This is a genomic window from Paractinoplanes bogorensis, assembly GCF_018829635.1.
Classification (GTDB): Bacteria; Actinomycetota; Actinomycetes; order Mycobacteriales; family Micromonosporaceae; genus Actinoplanes; species Actinoplanes bogorensis.
In genome coordinates, this window is the sequence record NZ_JAHKKG010000002.1 from 204,867 (window position 1) to 220,007 (window position 15,141).

General features: G+C 69.8%; 18 protein-coding genes. 9 read left to right on the forward strand and 9 right to left on the reverse strand.

What is annotated here, in order from left to right:
- Window positions 1-28: 28 nt before the first annotated feature.
- Entirely contained in the window at window positions 29-2,005 is a 1,977-nt protein-coding gene (locus KOI35_RS05725) for a diguanylate cyclase (protein ID WP_215784989.1), read from the reverse strand.
- A 117-nt stretch (window positions 2,006-2,122) separates the two neighbouring features.
- Between KOI35_RS05725 and KOI35_RS05730 the strand changes: the two genes are divergently transcribed.
- From KOI35_RS05730 to KOI35_RS05740, 3 genes are all read left to right on the forward strand, one after another.
- Window positions 2,123-2,728: a 5-formyltetrahydrofolate cyclo-ligase gene (locus KOI35_RS05730; protein WP_215784990.1), complete on the forward strand. Its 606-nt coding sequence runs from the start codon at window positions 2,123-2,125 to the stop codon at window positions 2,726-2,728.
- A 99-nt stretch (window positions 2,729-2,827) separates the two neighbouring features.
- Complete coding sequence (locus tag KOI35_RS05735; RefSeq protein ID WP_215784991.1) at window positions 2,828-3,199, forward strand: FmdB family zinc ribbon protein; 372 nt, start codon at window positions 2,828-2,830, stop codon at window positions 3,197-3,199.
- A 356-nt stretch (window positions 3,200-3,555) separates the two neighbouring features.
- A complete protein-coding gene (locus tag KOI35_RS05740) occupies window positions 3,556-4,083 on the forward strand; it encodes a hypothetical protein (protein ID WP_308120801.1) in 528 nt (175 codons plus the stop codon).
- 114 nt (window positions 4,084-4,197) lie between these two features.
- Here KOI35_RS05740 and KOI35_RS05745 read toward each other — a convergent pair whose 3' ends face one another.
- Window positions 4,198-4,374 carry a hypothetical protein gene (locus KOI35_RS05745; RefSeq protein ID WP_215784992.1) on the reverse strand — a complete coding sequence of 59 codons (177 nt, stop codon included), beginning with the start codon at window positions 4,372-4,374 and terminating at the stop codon, window positions 4,198-4,200.
- A gap of 64 nt (window positions 4,375-4,438) precedes the next feature.
- Between KOI35_RS05745 and KOI35_RS05750 the strand changes: the two genes are divergently transcribed.
- The gene (locus KOI35_RS05750; protein ID WP_246612617.1) at window positions 4,439-4,765 is read left to right on the forward strand and encodes a translation initiation factor 2; all 327 of its coding nucleotides are present in this window, start codon (window positions 4,439-4,441) and stop codon (window positions 4,763-4,765) included.
- Between the two features lie 73 nt (window positions 4,766-4,838).
- Here the strand turns inward: KOI35_RS05750 and KOI35_RS05755 are convergent, their stop codons facing one another.
- Window positions 4,839-5,315: a DUF2231 domain-containing protein gene (locus KOI35_RS05755; protein ID WP_215784994.1), complete on the reverse strand. Its 477-nt coding sequence runs from the start codon at window positions 5,313-5,315 to the stop codon at window positions 4,839-4,841.
- A 148-nt stretch (window positions 5,316-5,463) separates the two neighbouring features.
- Here KOI35_RS05755 and KOI35_RS05760 point away from each other — a divergent pair, with 148 nt between their 5' ends.
- Both KOI35_RS05760 and KOI35_RS05765 read left to right on the forward strand, forming a co-directional pair.
- Window positions 5,464-5,895 (forward strand): Fur family transcriptional regulator, encoded by a 432-nt coding sequence (locus KOI35_RS05760; RefSeq protein ID WP_215784995.1) that lies wholly within the window; start codon window positions 5,464-5,466, stop codon window positions 5,893-5,895.
- A gap of 74 nt (window positions 5,896-5,969) precedes the next feature.
- Window positions 5,970-6,827 carry an oxygenase MpaB family protein gene (locus KOI35_RS05765; RefSeq protein WP_215784996.1) on the forward strand — a complete coding sequence of 286 codons (858 nt, stop codon included), beginning with the start codon at window positions 5,970-5,972 and terminating at the stop codon, window positions 6,825-6,827.
- Between the two features lie 160 nt (window positions 6,828-6,987).
- Here the strand turns inward: KOI35_RS05765 and KOI35_RS05770 are convergent, their stop codons facing one another.
- The 4 genes from KOI35_RS05770 to KOI35_RS05785 form a co-directional block, all read right to left on the reverse strand.
- Window positions 6,988-7,812 (reverse strand): RecB family exonuclease, encoded by an 825-nt coding sequence (locus KOI35_RS05770; protein WP_215785505.1) that lies wholly within the window; start codon window positions 7,810-7,812, stop codon window positions 6,988-6,990.
- A gap of 94 nt (window positions 7,813-7,906) precedes the next feature.
- On the reverse strand, window positions 7,907-8,527 hold the full coding sequence (locus KOI35_RS05775) for a MarC family protein (protein ID WP_215784997.1): 621 nt from the start codon (window positions 8,525-8,527) through the stop codon (window positions 7,907-7,909).
- A 51-nt stretch (window positions 8,528-8,578) separates the two neighbouring features.
- A complete protein-coding gene (locus tag KOI35_RS05780; RefSeq protein WP_215784998.1) occupies window positions 8,579-9,433 on the reverse strand; it encodes a PHP domain-containing protein in 855 nt (284 codons plus the stop codon).
- 23 nt (window positions 9,434-9,456) lie between these two features.
- Window positions 9,457-10,344, reverse strand: a complete 888-nt coding sequence (locus KOI35_RS05785) for a PH domain-containing protein (protein ID WP_215784999.1) — start codon at window positions 10,342-10,344, stop codon at window positions 9,457-9,459.
- A gap of 25 nt (window positions 10,345-10,369) precedes the next feature.
- Between KOI35_RS05785 and KOI35_RS05790 the strand changes: the two genes are divergently transcribed.
- Window positions 10,370-10,648 carry a hypothetical protein gene (locus tag KOI35_RS05790; RefSeq protein ID WP_215785570.1) on the forward strand — a complete coding sequence of 93 codons (279 nt, stop codon included), beginning with the start codon at window positions 10,370-10,372 and terminating at the stop codon, window positions 10,646-10,648.
- Here KOI35_RS05790 and KOI35_RS05795 read toward each other — a convergent pair.
- Window positions 10,645-11,319, reverse strand: a complete 675-nt coding sequence (locus KOI35_RS05795) for a DUF6758 family protein (protein ID WP_308120803.1) — start codon at window positions 11,317-11,319, stop codon at window positions 10,645-10,647. The genes KOI35_RS05790 and KOI35_RS05795 overlap by 4 nt on opposite strands.
- 70 nt (window positions 11,320-11,389) lie before the next feature.
- Complete coding sequence (locus tag KOI35_RS05800; RefSeq protein WP_215785000.1) at window positions 11,390-12,022, reverse strand: TrmH family RNA methyltransferase; 633 nt, start codon at window positions 12,020-12,022, stop codon at window positions 11,390-11,392.
- A 446-nt stretch (window positions 12,023-12,468) separates the two neighbouring features.
- Between KOI35_RS05800 and trxA the strand changes: the two genes are divergently transcribed.
- Window positions 12,469-12,831, forward strand: coding sequence for a thioredoxin (trxA, locus tag KOI35_RS05805; RefSeq protein ID WP_215785001.1), 363 nt, complete (start codon window positions 12,469-12,471; stop codon window positions 12,829-12,831).
- A 152-nt stretch (window positions 12,832-12,983) separates the two neighbouring features.
- Window positions 12,984-14,981 (forward strand): intein-containing Rv2578c family radical SAM protein, encoded by a 1,998-nt coding sequence (locus KOI35_RS05810; RefSeq protein ID WP_215785002.1) that lies wholly within the window; start codon window positions 12,984-12,986, stop codon window positions 14,979-14,981.
- The last annotated feature ends 160 nt before the right edge of the window (window positions 14,982-15,141 follow it).

Here is a 15,141-nt window from a genome sequence, read left to right on the forward strand (position 1 = left end):
CAGTCGTGCCCGTGGTATGCCCGCGAGACTATCGGCCACGCCTGTGCTGCTGCGGCCGTAACCCGCCCGGCACCGTCGTCGCCTGATCAAAGTTTCCTTCATGATCGCTGGAAGAAACCGAAGACTTCGTCACATCGACGGGTTCGGCCAGCCGATACGTGTCACGGCCGGCGTTCTTGGCCGCGTACAGCGCACGGTCGGCCGAGCTGAGCACCTGGGGTGAATTCTCACCGTGCTCGGGATAGACCGCCACTCCGATCGAGACGCTGATCGGGATCGACTCGCCCTCGACGATCACCGGACGACCCCGTACGGCCGCACCCAGCCGCTCGGCGACGATCGCACCCCCGTACGCGTCGGTCTCGGGCAGCAGCACCACGAACTCCTCGCCGCCCTGCCGGAACGCCACGTCGACCTCGCGCAACCCGACCCGGATACGCCGCGCGAACTCGCTCAGGACGGCGTCTCCGGCCGCATGCCCGTACGTGTCGTTGACGTCTTTGAAATGGTCGAGATCGAGCACCAGCACCGCCAGCATGCGCCCGAACCGGCTCGCCCGCTCCACCTCCCGGCGCAGCGATTCCCGCAGGTAGCGGTAGTTCCACAGCCCGGTCAACGGGTCGGTCAGCGACAGCCGCTGCGCCTCCTCGTGCATGCGTACGTTGTGCACCGCCACCCCGGCCTGCCCGGCGAATGTCCGCAGCGTGTGCAGGTCGGCGTCGTCGAACGGTCCTCCACCGACCCGGTCGTAGAGGGCCAGCACTCCCAGCGTCTCGGTCGTCGCCGGCGGCTCACCCGGTTCCTCGGCGACCATCGGCGCGCAGATCGGCACGGCGACGTAGGTGAGGCAGGCCGGCTCGGCCCCGGTCGGCGAACCCTGCCCGCGCCGCGGCTCGCCGGTCGCGGCGACCGCACCGAGCACCCCCTCGCCCACCGGAAGCCGCCGTTTGGGCAGGTCGGTGTCGGGGACGTCCCAGTTGCCGGACAGGCCGACCCCGCACCGCGGCACCAGCTGCCCGGCGGCCGGGTCGATCAACAGCACCAGCCCGGCCCGGGCGCCGGTCGCGGCCAGCGCCGTGCGCAGGATCACCTGAAGTATGCGGTGCAGGTCGTGCGTGCTCGATAGCGTCTCGCCGAGGATCGCCAGGTGCCCGCGCAGCTGGTCCCGGCTCGCGGTCAGCGCCTGCACGTAGGCCTGCAACTCCCGCGTCATCCGGTTGAAGGTCGCGGCCAGCCGGCCGAGCTCGTCGGGCCGCAGGATCGGCACGCGGGTGTCCAGGTCTCCGTCGGCGACGCGGTCGGCGGCCCAGGCCAGGTCGCCCAGCGGACGGGTGGTCGAGTAGGCCAGCCAGCGCGCCACCAGCACCGCGGCCAGGGCGGCGACGAGGACCACGACCGGGAGTGCGGCGTACAGGAAGGTGGGCCGGCTCGGCGGCACGGTCAGCGTGAGGCCCAGCGGCTGTCCGGCCTCGGCCCGCACCAGGCGGAACTCCCCGACCGCGGCGCTGCCCGCCGTGAGCGCCACGTCGGTGCCCCCGGCCGCGGCCAGCCGCTCGAAGAATTCCTGGTCGACGGCCTGCGCGGCGGTGATGTCGACCCCGCCCGCGACGGCCCGGGCCGCGATCGCGGTGGCCGGTCCGCCGGCCGGGGCGGCGCAGTCCTGCCAGCCGCCGACCTCGGTCGTGCTCTCGCTTCTGCTTTTGCTTGAACGTGCAAGCGGAGCGCCGATCCGGATGTCCGTGGCCAGACCGCGAGCGATCAGCTGGTCGGCCACCGCCGGTCGATCACCCGGGGCCACCACCGCCACCGCGTCGGCCGCCGCCTGAAGCTGCCGGCAGGCCGCCGCCATCGAGGTGCGTACGGTGGTCGCGGCATGATCGAGTCGCTCGGCCGTCCGATCCCGGCTCACCGTGGCCACCGTCAGCGCGACGAAGATCGACCCGAGCAGGACCGGACCGAGCACGACCACCAGAAACGCGGTGGTGAGACGGCCACGCAAAGTCACGCATCCTCCCGGCGGTGCCCGGCTCGAGATCTGTGGCCTTCTCTACAGCTGCGGCCGTCTTTGGAGCGATGCTGACATAGTGTGCACCGTTTGCCGCTTTTCAAAAGGGGGTGTTGCGTGCCCGATTTAACCGGTGACGCGGAACGATCACGCGCCGACAAGATCGCACTCCGCGATCGGCTGCTCACGTCACGTCGCGCGATGACATCCACTGCACTAGCTTCGGCGGCCGCCGCCATTCAAGATCAAACCCTTTCCCTCGTACGCCGTGAGCAGCCCGCAACCGCAGCCGCGTACGTCCCGATCGGCCGTGAGCCCGGCGGTCCCGACCTGGTGGCGGCGCTCGCGGCCCACGTGCGGGTCCTGTTGCCCGTCCTCCTTCCGGACAACGACCTCGACTGGGCCGCGTATCCCGGCACCACCCGTCCGGGCCGGTACGGCCTCGTGGAGCCGACTGGTCCCCGCCTCGGTGTCTCCGCCGTCGCGCAGGCCAGGATCGTCTTCGTGCCCGCCCTCGCGGTGGATCGCCGGGGCATGCGGATGGGTCGCGGCGGCGGCTCCTACGACCGAGCGTTGTCCCGCCTGCCGCTCGTTTCCGGCCCGCTGGTGGTGGCCCTGCTCCACGACGGCGAGCTGATCGACCACGTCCCCGCCGAGCCGCACGACCGCCCGGTCCACGCCGCGATCACCCCCGGCGGCGGCCTGACCGTTTTCGCCAACTGATCTCAGCCACCCCGTCGAGTGGACGAAATGACCTCCGATGGCGCAACATTGGCACTCGGAGTTGGCGAGTGCCAGCAGCCGACCAGATCCGGAGGAGCCGTGCCCACCTACCAGTACGCCTGCACCGAGTGCGGACACCAGCTCGAGGCCGTGCAGTCGTTCTCCGACGCCGCCCTGACCGAGTGCCCGAACTGCCAGGGCAAGCTCCGCAAGGTCTTCAACTCGGTCGGCATCGTCTTCAAGGGCTCCGGCTTCTACCGCAACGACTCCCGCTCCGGCAACGTCAGCGCAGAGAAGTCCGGCGCCAACGAGTCCGCCAAGAAGGAAAGTACGTCGACAACCTCATCCTCGAGCGAGTCGTCGTCCTCGTCTTCTTCGACCCCGTCGACGCCATCGACCAGCTCGTCGTCCACGACGTCCTCGTCGTCGTCCTCGTCGTCCAGCAGCACGAAGACGCCCGCCGCGTCCTGACCCGCACTCTCAGACCGCGCCGGCCCGCCCGGCGCGGTCTTTTGTCGTGCCCGTCCCGGGGTCAGCCCTGCGCAGGTCCCCGCCCCGCCCCGCCGCAGGTCCCGCCTCCGCCGCAGGTCCCCGCCTTCGCCGCAGGCCCGGTCCGATCTGCAGCAGGTCACGCCTCTGCTGGAGAGCTGCCCCCCACCCGGACCACCCACCCGGGGGGCTTTGTGAAACTACTCCGCCGCCGCGCGCCGAAGCCGGTTATCCACAATCCCGAGTTATCCACAGGGCCCCAGGCGCCAACAGCCCCGCCCGCCTAACGTTCGAGCCCGGCGCCGCCACACCGCGACGCCAGAGCGAGCGGGAGGGGCATGGCCATGGGCAGATCCGGCAGTTCACGGTTGGGTGACGCCCTCCCCAAGGCGCAGGGATCATCCCGCGGCGACGGCCGCCTCGATCCTGTGCGCTGGCGCCGACCGGCTCGCGGCACGCTGCTACGCCTCGCAGTGGTCGCGATCCTGTTGGGCACCGCCGCTCTGGTGTCGTGGTCGCCGCCGCCGAGCTGCGAGTCACCCACCTACACCGTGCCGGCCGCGAACTCCCCGAGTGCGTCCGCCCCGGCGACGAACCAGGTCGTGCCGCCCGGCAACGTCGGCGTCCCGGTCCGGCTGGCCGATCCGGCGGCGCTTGCGCTGGTCGAGGCGGGCAACCGGGTCGACCTGCTTCGGCTGGAGGGCGGCAGCAGCACCCAGGTGGCCGACGCGGCACTGGTGCTGCAGGTCAGCGGGTCCGACGACCCCACATCAGGCGGCCTACTGCTCGCTCTGACGCCCGACGAGGCCGAGCGAGCGGTGGCCGGCCCCGGTCAGAGCTTCGCCGTCCTGATCCGCCCAAGCTGAGACCGGCCGGCAACGCCAAGCAGAGACCAGCCGGCAACGCCAAGCTGAGACGGGCCGGCCACGGCAAGCGAAGACCGGCCAGCCACGCTAAGCGGAGACCGGCCCGGGCGTCGATCACCAGTGCGGCGGACGATCCTCCATCAGGCGGTCGTCGTTGTCGTAGGACCGCTCGCCCCAGCCCCGCTCGGTGTCGTCCCGGGTCTGGTCGGGAAGGACGGCCGCCTCTTCCGAGTCGAAATCGACCTCACGCTCGGCGTCGTTGTCGCGCTCGGGCTCTTCCAGGATGTCCACGCCTACGAGGGTAGGCCCGCTCCGCTGCGGAAGTCTTCCCCCTCCGGCTGTACCGTCGGTGAACGTGAGTTCCCCCACCGGCGTCCCGGACGACGCGTACTGGCAACGACCGGATCCTGATTCCGCCCGGCCGGCCCCGGAGCCGGAGGCGCCTCGACCCACACCCGAGCCCGAATATCAGGGTCCGCCGCGCACCGGCCGGCCGTCGGCGAACTGGCGCCCGCCCACGATCGCCCATCCCCCGCCGCCGCGCAGCCTGCCGCCGCAGAACATGGACGCCCTGGACGAGGCGGAGGGCTCGGCCCGCACGGTCACCTACGGCGTGGGTCTGGTCGCCGGCGCGATCGCGCTCATCCTGTTGTGCCTGCTCTGCGCCCGCATGATCTTCTGACCGAAGCAACGATCGGGACGGAAACAACGATCGCCCCGGCACCAGCACCGGGGCGATCAACACAGCACGCGACTTAGTAGGAACCCCACACCGCGGTAGCCCCCGAGTCACCCGTCTTGTAGACGTAGTAGCCCGACACCGCAGCCAGCACGATCAGCGCCACCGCACCCCCGACCTCGCCGATCATCGGCAGCCGGTTCCCCTCCCGGCGCCAGGTCAGCACGACCATCACCAGGCTGACCACGCCGAGCGCGAGGGTGAACCAGAACGTCATCGTCCCGAACCCCATGTGGTCGTCCAGGATCTCTTTGCCCGGCCCGCTCATGCCCTGGCCGAGCAGGCGGTTGTAGAGCTGCGTCCCGGAGAGTTTCGCCACCAGCGTGGCCGCCGGCGCGGCGATCGCGAGCAAGCCCAGCGCCCAGGCCATCCGGGGCCGCCATCGGGGCACCAGCGCGTAGACCACCGCCCCCACCGCCAGCAACGGGACGAAAACGACCGCGGCGTGCAGCACGAGCACGTGCACCGGCAGGCCGTTGATCTGGTCGAACACGACGCCTCCTCAGGAACAGGTTCGGGGTCGCCAGCCTAGAGATATCTGACGACGCAAGCATCTTGCCTATCCGCATACGCCTGCGAACGTGCCCCGGTTCAATGATCCAGTAGTTGGGGATCGGCCGGTTCCGTGTTGTCATGGACCGATGTCCACCGGTGCGGAACTGCTGCGCGAGCACGGCCTGCGGGTCACCAAGCCGCGCCTCGCCGTGCTCGACATTCTGGCCGAGGGCGGTCACCTCGAGGTCGAGGACATCGCCCGCCGCGCCCGCACCCGGCTCGACTCGGTCTCCACCCAGGCGATCTACGACGTGCTCGGCGCGCTGTCCCGGGCCGGCCTGGCCCGTCGTCTGGAGCCGGCCGGCAGTCCCGCCCGCTACGAGGCCCGCGCCGGCGACAACCACCATCACATCGTCTGCCGGGGCTGCGGCGAGATCGCCGATGTCGACTGCGCCGTCGGCGAGCGCCCGTGCCTGATCCCGAACGGCACGCACGGCTTCGAACTGGATGAGGCCGAGGTGACTTTCTGGGGCCTCTGCCCGGCCTGCCAGTCCCGACGGGCCGCCGACGCAGCATGAAAAGCGGCGCCAAAGAGCCGATTCAAACCTGAACAAGTTCAATTTCCCCGTACGCGCGTGGCAGTCTGGAAACCATGAGCGTCGACGTCGGGCTGTTCGGGCCGGATTCGGTCACCTGGAAGCTCCACCGCGACCCGATCCTGCTCCTCGGCGGCCTGCGCTCGCTGTATCTCCAGGCGCTGCACCCGCGGGCGGTGGCCGGCGTGGTGCAAAATTCCGGCTATCGCGCCGACCCGTGGGGCCGTCTCAACCGCACGTCCGAATACGTGGCCACGGTCGTCTACGGCACCACCGACGAGGTCGAGCTGGCCGCGAGCCGTGTGCGCCGGATGCATGCCCGGATGAGCGCCACCGATCCCCGTACGGGCGAAAGGTTCCGCATCGACGAACCCGACCTGCTCCGCTGGGTGCATGTGGCCGAGGTCGAGTCGTTCCTGACCACCGCCGTCCGGGCCGGGGTCACGTTGACGCCCGACGAGATCGACCGCTACTACACCGAGCAACTCAAGTCGGCCGAGTTGGTCGGCCTCGACCCGGCGACCGTCCCCGGCACGGCGGCCGAGGTGAACGAGTACTACGGGTCGATGCGCCCCGGACTCTCCCTGACCAGGGACAGCGCCGAGACCGCGTTCTTCCTGACCGTCCCGCCCGCACCCGACTGGGGTCCGCGCGCGCTGCGCCTGGGCCTGAGCCTGGGTCCGACGCGCTGGGCCTACCTCGGCGTCGCCAGCACGGCCGTCGCCCTGCTGCCGCCATGGGCACGGCGCCTCTACGGCGGGCTGGGCTGGCCCACCACCGACGTCACGGCCAACCTCTCGGCCCGCGGTCTGCGCCTCCTCCTGTCCACCGTGATCAACTCACTGCCCCGCAAATACCGGGTCCCACCGATCCGCAAAGCCGCCCTGGCCCGAGCCGGCATAGCCGAGGACTGAGGCCTGTTTCATAACTGAAATGGGGCTGCGGAGGGGTCCAGATTTCGCCTGGCGGCGTCCCGCAAAGACCCGGTTCCAACACCGGGAGCCGGGCCTTCACGGGCCACCACCAGACGAAATCTGGACCCCGCCTCGCTCCCACCCCAGTTATGAAACAGGCCTAAACCGTCAGGTGCTCCACGGCGGCCCACGGCTCCTTGGCCACGACCTCCTGCCCCGCCGGGCACGTCTTGCGGAAATCGCACCACGAACAGAGCGCCCCCGGATTGGTCGGGAACTCGCCATCCGGATCGGCCCCCGCCTTCACCGCCCGCTCGGCCGCCATGATGTCGCGCGCCGCATCCTCGGCCCGCCGCACCTGACGGGCCAGCGACTCCTCGGTGTGCTCGTGGGCGGCCACTGTGCCCGAGGGCAGGTGATGCAGCTCGACCCGGTAGCTCGGACGACGGAAGACGCGCTGGGCCGCGTACGCGTAAAGGGCCAACGCCCGCGACCCCCGCGCATCGTCGGCGTCGAGCCCGGTGCGGCCGGTCTTGTAGTCGACGATCACCGCCTCGGGCCCGTCGGGACCCTGGCGCGCGTCGATCCGGTCGGCGCGCCCGTTGAACGCCAGCACCGACGTCTTGGTCGCCACCACCCGCTCCACCCCGAGCGGCTCGTCGTGCGGGTCGAGCCCGCGCACGTACGTCTCGAGCCAGCGCAGCGCCGCCCGATAACCCACCCGCTCCTGGTCGACGTCGCGGTAACCCTCACGCACCCAGGTCGCCTTGAGCAGCCCGGGCAGCGCCTCCGGTTCGCGACGGTCGGCGGACACGGCATACCAGTTCTTCAGTGCGGTGTGGACGCTCGCGCCCAGCGAGTTGTGCGCCCACGGCGGCCCCTTGGGCGGGGTCGGCCGGTCGACGTAGGAATAGCGGTAGCGCCTCGGACAGTCCTCGTAGGCCCCGAGCTTGCTCGGCGTACACACGAAAAGCCTCTCCGGCATGCCGTCGAAGCCGAGCTGCTCGGGGATCGCGCTGCTGCTGTTCTTGGTGGGGGGCACAATCCAATCCTGCCAGCCGGGTACGACAAAAACCTCGTCAGGGCGCCGCGATGTAAAGCTGCACAAAAGCGTCGACAGCGTCCGCGATCAGCTGCACCGCGATGGCCGCCAGCAGCAGGCCGGCGATCCGGGTGAGCACCTCGATCCCGGCCGGCCGCAGCAGTTTCACGATCACTCCGGAGAACCGCAGCACGAGCCACACGGTGACCATTACGAGCAGGATCCCGATGCCGATGACCGAGTACTCGCCGGCGCCGTCGGCCCGCTGCACAAAGAGCATCGTCGCCACGATCGCGCCCGGTCCGGCCAGCAGCGGCGTCCCGATCGGCACCAGGGCGACGTTGGTGGTGCCGCCACCCTGCGTCGAGGGCTCGTCGGCCTTGCCGGTGAGCAGCTGCAACGCGACCAGGATGAGCAGCAGCCCACCCGCGCCCTGCAGCGCGGGCAGCTCCACGTGCAGATAGTCGAGCAGCGTCTGCCCGGCCACCGCGAACCCGACGATCACGCCGAGCGCGAGCAGCACGGCCTGGGTGCCCGCCTTCATCCGGGCCCGGCCGTCCATCGTCCCGGTCAGTGCGAGAAAGACCGGCACCATGCCGGGCGGGTCCACGATCACCAGCAGGGTCACGAAGACCTCGCCGAGCAGCTTCAGATTCACCCGATCAAGGTAGGGGCCAGGCCGCCCGAGCGCAGTCCAGTGCGTCCGGAGTCACCCCAGCACGCCGACACCGGTGGCGGCCGAGACGATTTTCTCGTACGCCTCCGGGTCGGTCGTGAAATCACCCAGCTGCACGGTCTTGTGCGTGCCGTGGAAGTCGGACGACCCGGTGACCACGAGTCCGAGGTCGTCAGCGAGCGCGCGCACGTGTTCCCGCTCGACCGGCGAGTGGTCCTCGTGGTCGGCCTCCAGCCCGAACAGTCCGGCGTCGGCCAGTTCGACGATCAACCGATCAGGCACGACCCTTCCCCGTACGGTGGCTCGGGGGTGCGCAAACACAGCTACCCCGCCGGCCGCCCGGACGGCTCGAACGGCCTCGAAAACATCAAGATCCGCTTTCGGTACGAAGTAACGCGCGCCCAGCCACCGCGACGCGAACGCCTCGTTCGTGGTGCGCACGAGTCCCGCCCGGATCAGCGCCTGGGCGATGTGCGGCCGTCCGACCGAACCGCCCTGCGCATATTCGTGCACCTCGTTCCACGTGATCGGCACACCGTCGGCACTGAGCCGGTTCACGATCTTCTCGGCCCGCTGCTCGCGGTCGTTGCGCAGCCGGGCCAGGTCGTTGGCCAGCCGCGGCTCGGCCGGGTCGAACAGATAGGCCAGCATGTGCAGAGCGATCGGCCACTCGTCGGCACCGTGCCAGCGGCAGGACAGCTCGGCCCCGCGCACCAGTCGCAACCCGTCCGGCCGGGCCTCGGCCGCCGCCTGCCAGCCGCCGGTGGTGTCGTGGTCGGTGATCGCCATGACGTCGAGCCCGGCCGCGGCACCCGCCCGGACCAGCTCGGCCGGGGTGAGCGTGCCGTCGCTGGCGGTGGAGTGGCAGTGCAGGTCGATTCGGGTCACCGCAAAACGCTACCTTGTGCGGATCAAGCGTCGTCGCCGTCGCTGTCCTTGCCGAGACGCGCCTCGACCGCCTGCGGCTCGTACATCTCCTCGACCACACGCAGATAGAGCTCGTTGGGGTTGGGCAGGTGCTTGACCTCGCGGAGCGCCTGGTCCTGACCGGCCGACTCGAGCACGAACGTGCCGTAGCTCAGCATGCGACCGAGCGCGGTCTGCTCGTACTTCATGTCGGTGACCCGCAGCAACGGCATCATGGCGACCTTGCGCGTGATGATGCCGTTGACCACCATCACTCGTTTGTTGGTGAGGATGAAGCGGTCGAAATACCAGTCGAAGACCTTCCAGGCGACCCAGCTGATCACGCCGAGCCAGATCAGCACGGCCACGGTGACCAGGCCGTTGATGTTCTGCCGGGTGAGGAATCCGGCCAGGTAGCCGAGCAGGAGGGTGGCACCCGCACCGATGCTCAGTGGCGTCGTGAGGTGGATCCAGTGCCGCTTCCACTCGCCGCGATAGCGCTCGGTCGGGAAGAGATAGCGGGCGACCAGAGTGGTCGGTTCGTCCTCGAGCGGGAGCACCCGGCGTGGACCGCCGCCGCCACCCTCGGGGCCGAGCCCCTCGAGCTCCTCCTCGGTGAAAATAGGAGGCTCGTACTCGTCGCCGCCGTCGTCGTAGCCGCCGTCGCGATAGGAGGAGCTGCGCGCGTAACCGGCATCCTCGGAGTAGCCGGCGTCGGGGGAGAAACCTGCGTCCGGATTGAAGCCGGGACCGTCCGAGTAGGGCCGGCGCCGACGCGTACGGTCGGGGTCCTCATCGAACGCCGGGTCGTTGTACCCGAAGTTCTCGTCGTCGTCCCGAGGGCGCCCGGCGCCCTCGCCTCGAGGCTCGTGCGGCTCAGCTGGACCACCCATGTGGTGATGCTAAGCGACGAGGTTCGTGAAGAAGGTGCCGAAGCCTCGGGCAATGTCGGCGATAGTGCCTCCGAGTGAGGAGAACACCGACGCCGCCGAGTTCGGGTTGAAGGCGATGAAAAAGATCAAGAATGCGATACCAAGCCAGGTCAGAACCTTCTTGATCATGGCGGGCCTTCTCCTGTGGGTGCGGGTGACGGTCAGCGCCGCGGCAGTACTGACGGTATCAGCTTCGTCGCTCGGTGTGAACAATGTGGCCGAAAAGCCGATTCCAAACCCGCAGGTCAGGGGCCAACTTGCCTAGGCCTTGCCCTGCAGGTAGGGAGACGGCGCTCCGTACACGAGCTCGGGTGGCACCCCGTCGGAGAGGTCGTGCAGGACGACGTGCTCCGCCAGGAAGTAACCCGCGCTTGCCGGCCAGGCTATCGCATAGAGCCACATTCCCTTCGCCTCACTCACGTACGCGCTTCGATCTTCCGGGGACTTGACGCACCACAATGGAGTGGGGTGACCGGCTGCCTTGATCTTGGCATGTGGACCCGGATGACCTTGCCCGTCGGCCAGGGCCTCGGCGATCAGGTGCCCCGGGTCGAGACCGGGGATCCCGGCGAACCTGGTGCCGAGCCCGACACCCGGCTGCTCGGCGATCAGCACGACGTCGGCCGGCCCGCCACCGAGCGGCTCGGGGCCGCTGCACGCCACCGCGGTGGCCCGTGCGCCCGTACGCTCGTCGCCCGCCCACCCGACCCCGGTGACCATCCAGCCGGTCGGAAGCGGCCACGGGCACCAGAACGGCGTCTGCTCGGACGCGGTGGTCCGGTTGTGCAGCATGCTGTCGACGATGTCGGCGTTGATGTGCTCGGCGACATGGAACGGCGGCACCCCGCCACAGTTGTCACAGCGCCAGTCGCTGTGCATCAGGTCGGGCTTGCGCACCTGTGCACCACATCTGGGGCAACTCACTGTGACACCCACGCCCTTTACCGTGCGGCCCCGGGGAGGCCGCGTCAAGCGGATCCGCAGAACCCGGGCTTATCAGCGAGATTCACCCGGGCGGGGGTCCCGCGTGCGCGCGTATCCATGCGTGCATCGCGATTCCGCTGGCCACGCCCGCGTTGATCGAGCGGGTGGAGCCGTACTGGGCGATCGAGAAGAGTTCGGAGCACGCGGCCCGGGCCGGCTCGGAGAGCCCGGGACCCTCCTGGCCGAACAGCAGGACACACCGCCGCGGCAGCGTGACCGTCTCCATCGGCCGCGAGCCGGGCAGGTTGTCGATCCCGATCACCGGCAGGTCACCTTCGGCGGCCCAGGCGACGAACTCCTCGATCGTCGGGTGGTGCCGCACGTGCTGATAGCGGTCGGTCACCATGGCGCCGCGCCGGTTCCAGCGCCGCAGCCCGACGATGTGGACCTCGGCGGCGAGAAAGGCGTTGGCGTTGCGCACCACGGTGCCGATGTTGAAGTCGTGCTGCCAGTTCTCGATGGCGACGTGGAAGTCGTGCCGCCGGCTGTCCAGATCGGCCACGACCGCTTCGCGACGCCAGTAGCGGTAACGGTCGACGACGTTGCGGCGATCACCCTCGGCCAGCAACTCGGGGTCGTACCGTGGGTCGTCGGGCCGCGTACCGGTCCAGGGTCCGACGCCGACCTCGGTGGACTCGTCGTCTGCGGCAATCATGAGTGGTTACGCTAGCGCCCCGCTCTTGCGCTCCATCAGGAGACGCAATGAGCGGCGGGGCCCTCCCCGGCACCCGCCGCCCACGCTTTGATGGATATGAGTTTGCCTTACCCTGCGTATCCACGTGAAGGAAATTCGAGTGTGACCCGGGTCACATTTAACAAAGTTGCCTATTACTGTCGGCGAGGACGTCGCCCCAGCTCACCGGCAGTTCCGTCCGACCGCAGCAGCCATGTCCGGATTCCTCGGCGCAAAACGGACGTTACAACTTGCTCGGTAAACGAGAGCGCTCTCCTCACTTATCGTTACGATGGGTTGCCCCAACCCCACACGGTGTCCCGATCAGGTGCTCCAGACCACGTGTCGTCCGGCCTTGCAGAGGGAATTGCTGGTGTGAACTATGGGTTTCACCGCACGAAAGCCAATTTCCCGTGGACGGAGACAACATGGCGACGGTTGCGCTGACCGCTGAGAACTTCGACGAGGTCACCGGCAAGGACGGCATCGTTCTGGTCGACTTCTGGGCGAGCTGGTGCGGGCCGTGCGTCCGCTTCGCTCCCACCTACGAGCGGTCGTCCGAGAAGCACACCAACATCACCTTCGGCAAGGTCGACACCGAGGCCGAGCAGGCGCTCGCCGCGAAGTTCGACATCCGCTCGATCCCGACGATCATGGCCGTCCGCGACGGCGTCATCGTCTTCTCGCAGCCGGGCGCTCTCCCCGAGTCGGCCCTCGAGAACCTGATCGAGCAGGTCGAGAAGCTCGACATGGACGAGGTACGCCAGCAGCTGGCTGCGCACAGCCACTAAGGTTTCACAACTAGCTTTCGCAGCTAGTTTTTGCTGCTCAGGGCCCGTGGACCGGTTCGGTTCGCGGGCCCTTGGCGTGTTGCCGGCCCGTCCGGGCGACACGCCCACGGCGGACTGGACAAGCGGATCGAACATGTGTTCGAATCTCCGCCATGCGATGGTCCAACCTGTCGGCCCCTTCCGACGGCGGCTCGCTCCTGGACAGGGCAGCGCCGGCGGCTCCACCCCTGCCGTTGGCGCTGCCCGGCGCCGCTGTCCGCACGTTCGACACCCCCGGCTTCGCCGGCATGACGTTCTACGAGATCCGGGCGAAGAGCCTGATCAACCGGGTGCCCGGCGCATCCCGGGTGCCGTTCGAGTGGACCGTCAATCCCTATCGCGGTTGCTCCCACGCCTGCGCCTACTGCCTTTCCGGCGACACCCCGATCCTGATGGCCGACGGCAGCACGCGGCGGCTGGCCGACCTGCGACCGGGCGACGCCATCATGGGCACGATGGGCGCCGGCGCCACCCGGCGCTACGTGCCGACCACCGTGCACGACCACTGGTCGACCACCAAGGCCGCCTTCCGGGTCACGCTGGCCGACGGCACCCGTCTGGTGGCGAGCGGCGACCACCGCTTCCTGACCGATCGCGGGTGGCGCCACGTCAGCCCGGCCGAGTCCCACCAGCCCGCGCTCGCCGTCGGCGACCTGATGTTCGGGGTCGGCCACTTCGCCGAGCCGCCCAAGGAGTCGCCCGACTACCAGTCGGGTTTCCTCTGCGGCCTGATCCGCGGGGACGCCGGTCGTGGCGATCCCGGCCGCTACGAGCCCGACCGCACCTTCGCCCGGCGGCCGGAGTCGGGCCGGGGCGACCACGGGGGCGTCCCGGCCCGCGAGGGTGACGCCTGGATCCGGGCCGACGGCTATCTCGAAGACGTCCCCCTGCACGAGGCGCTGCGCTGGCCCGACCTGCCCACCACGGGGTGGTATCGGGGTTTCCTGGCCGGGGCCTTCGGCGCGGTGGGCCGGGCCGACCGGCTGGCGATCAGCTTCACCACCGGCGACCGGCTGTTCCTGTCCCGGGTCATCGAGGCGCTCACCCACCTGGGCCTGCCCAGCCGCACCCCGGTGCGCCCCCGCGGCGGCGCTGCGGGCACGGTCGAGCTCGATCGCGACCTCTGGGCGGCGCTGCGCTTCCGGCATCTCACCGGCATCGACGGCGCCCCGCTCGACGCGTCCGGCGCCGGGGTGCGGGCGGGGCGTCAGCTCGCCGTGGTCGACATCGAAGACCTGGGCCTGACTCTCCCGCTCTACGACATCTCCACCGGCACGGGCGACTTCATCGCCGACGGCGTGGTCAGCCACAACTGCTTCGCCCGCCACACGCACAGCTACCTCGACCTCGACACCGGCCACGACTTCGACTCCAAGATCGTCGTCAAGGTCAACGCGGGTGACTTGATCCGGCGTGAGCTGGCCGCCCCGCGGTGGTCGGGCGCACCCGTCGCGATGGGCACCAACGTCGACGTCTACCAGCGCGCCGAGGGCCGCTACCGGTTGATGCCCGAGATCCTGGCCGCCCTGCGCGACCACGCCAACCCGTTCTCGATCCTCACCAAGGGCACGCTGATCCTGCGCGACCTCGAGCTGCTCACCCAGGCGGCCGAGGTGACCCGGGTCGGCCTGTCGTTCTCGGTCGGGTTCATCGACGAGCGGGTCTGGCGGGCGGTCGAGTCGGGCACACCCAGCCCGCGCCGCCGGCTCGACGCGGTCCGCCGCCTCACCGACGCCGGCTTCGAGATCGGCGTGCTGATGGCCCCGATCCTGCCCGGCCTCACCGACACCGACGAGTCGATCGACCAGACCGTCGCCGCGATCGCCGCGGCCGGGGCCACCAGCGTCACCCCGCTCCCGTTGCACCTGCGCCCCGGCGCCCGCGAGTGGTATGCCGCCTGGCTGACCCGCACCCACCCCGACCTGGCGCCGCGCTACCGCGAGCTCTACGGCAACGGCTCCTACGCCCCACAGACCTACCAGCGCGAGATCACCGCACGCGTACGCATGGCGGCCCGCCGGCACGGCCTGCACCGCCCCGGCCCGGTCGAGGCCCGCCGCGTGACGCCCACCGACGAGCCCCGGGAGGATCGCCAGCTGACCTTGCTCTGACCGGCCGCAGGTGGCCACTGCGGCGGCGGCCCTCAGGAAGCGGGCTGATGTCGTCGGGTCGGTCTATCGGGCGGCTGGCGTGGCGTCGGTGACCGACAGCCAGACAGACCGGTCTGATTGTGGCGGCTCACTCGCGGCACGACGGTCGATTTTCCGATCG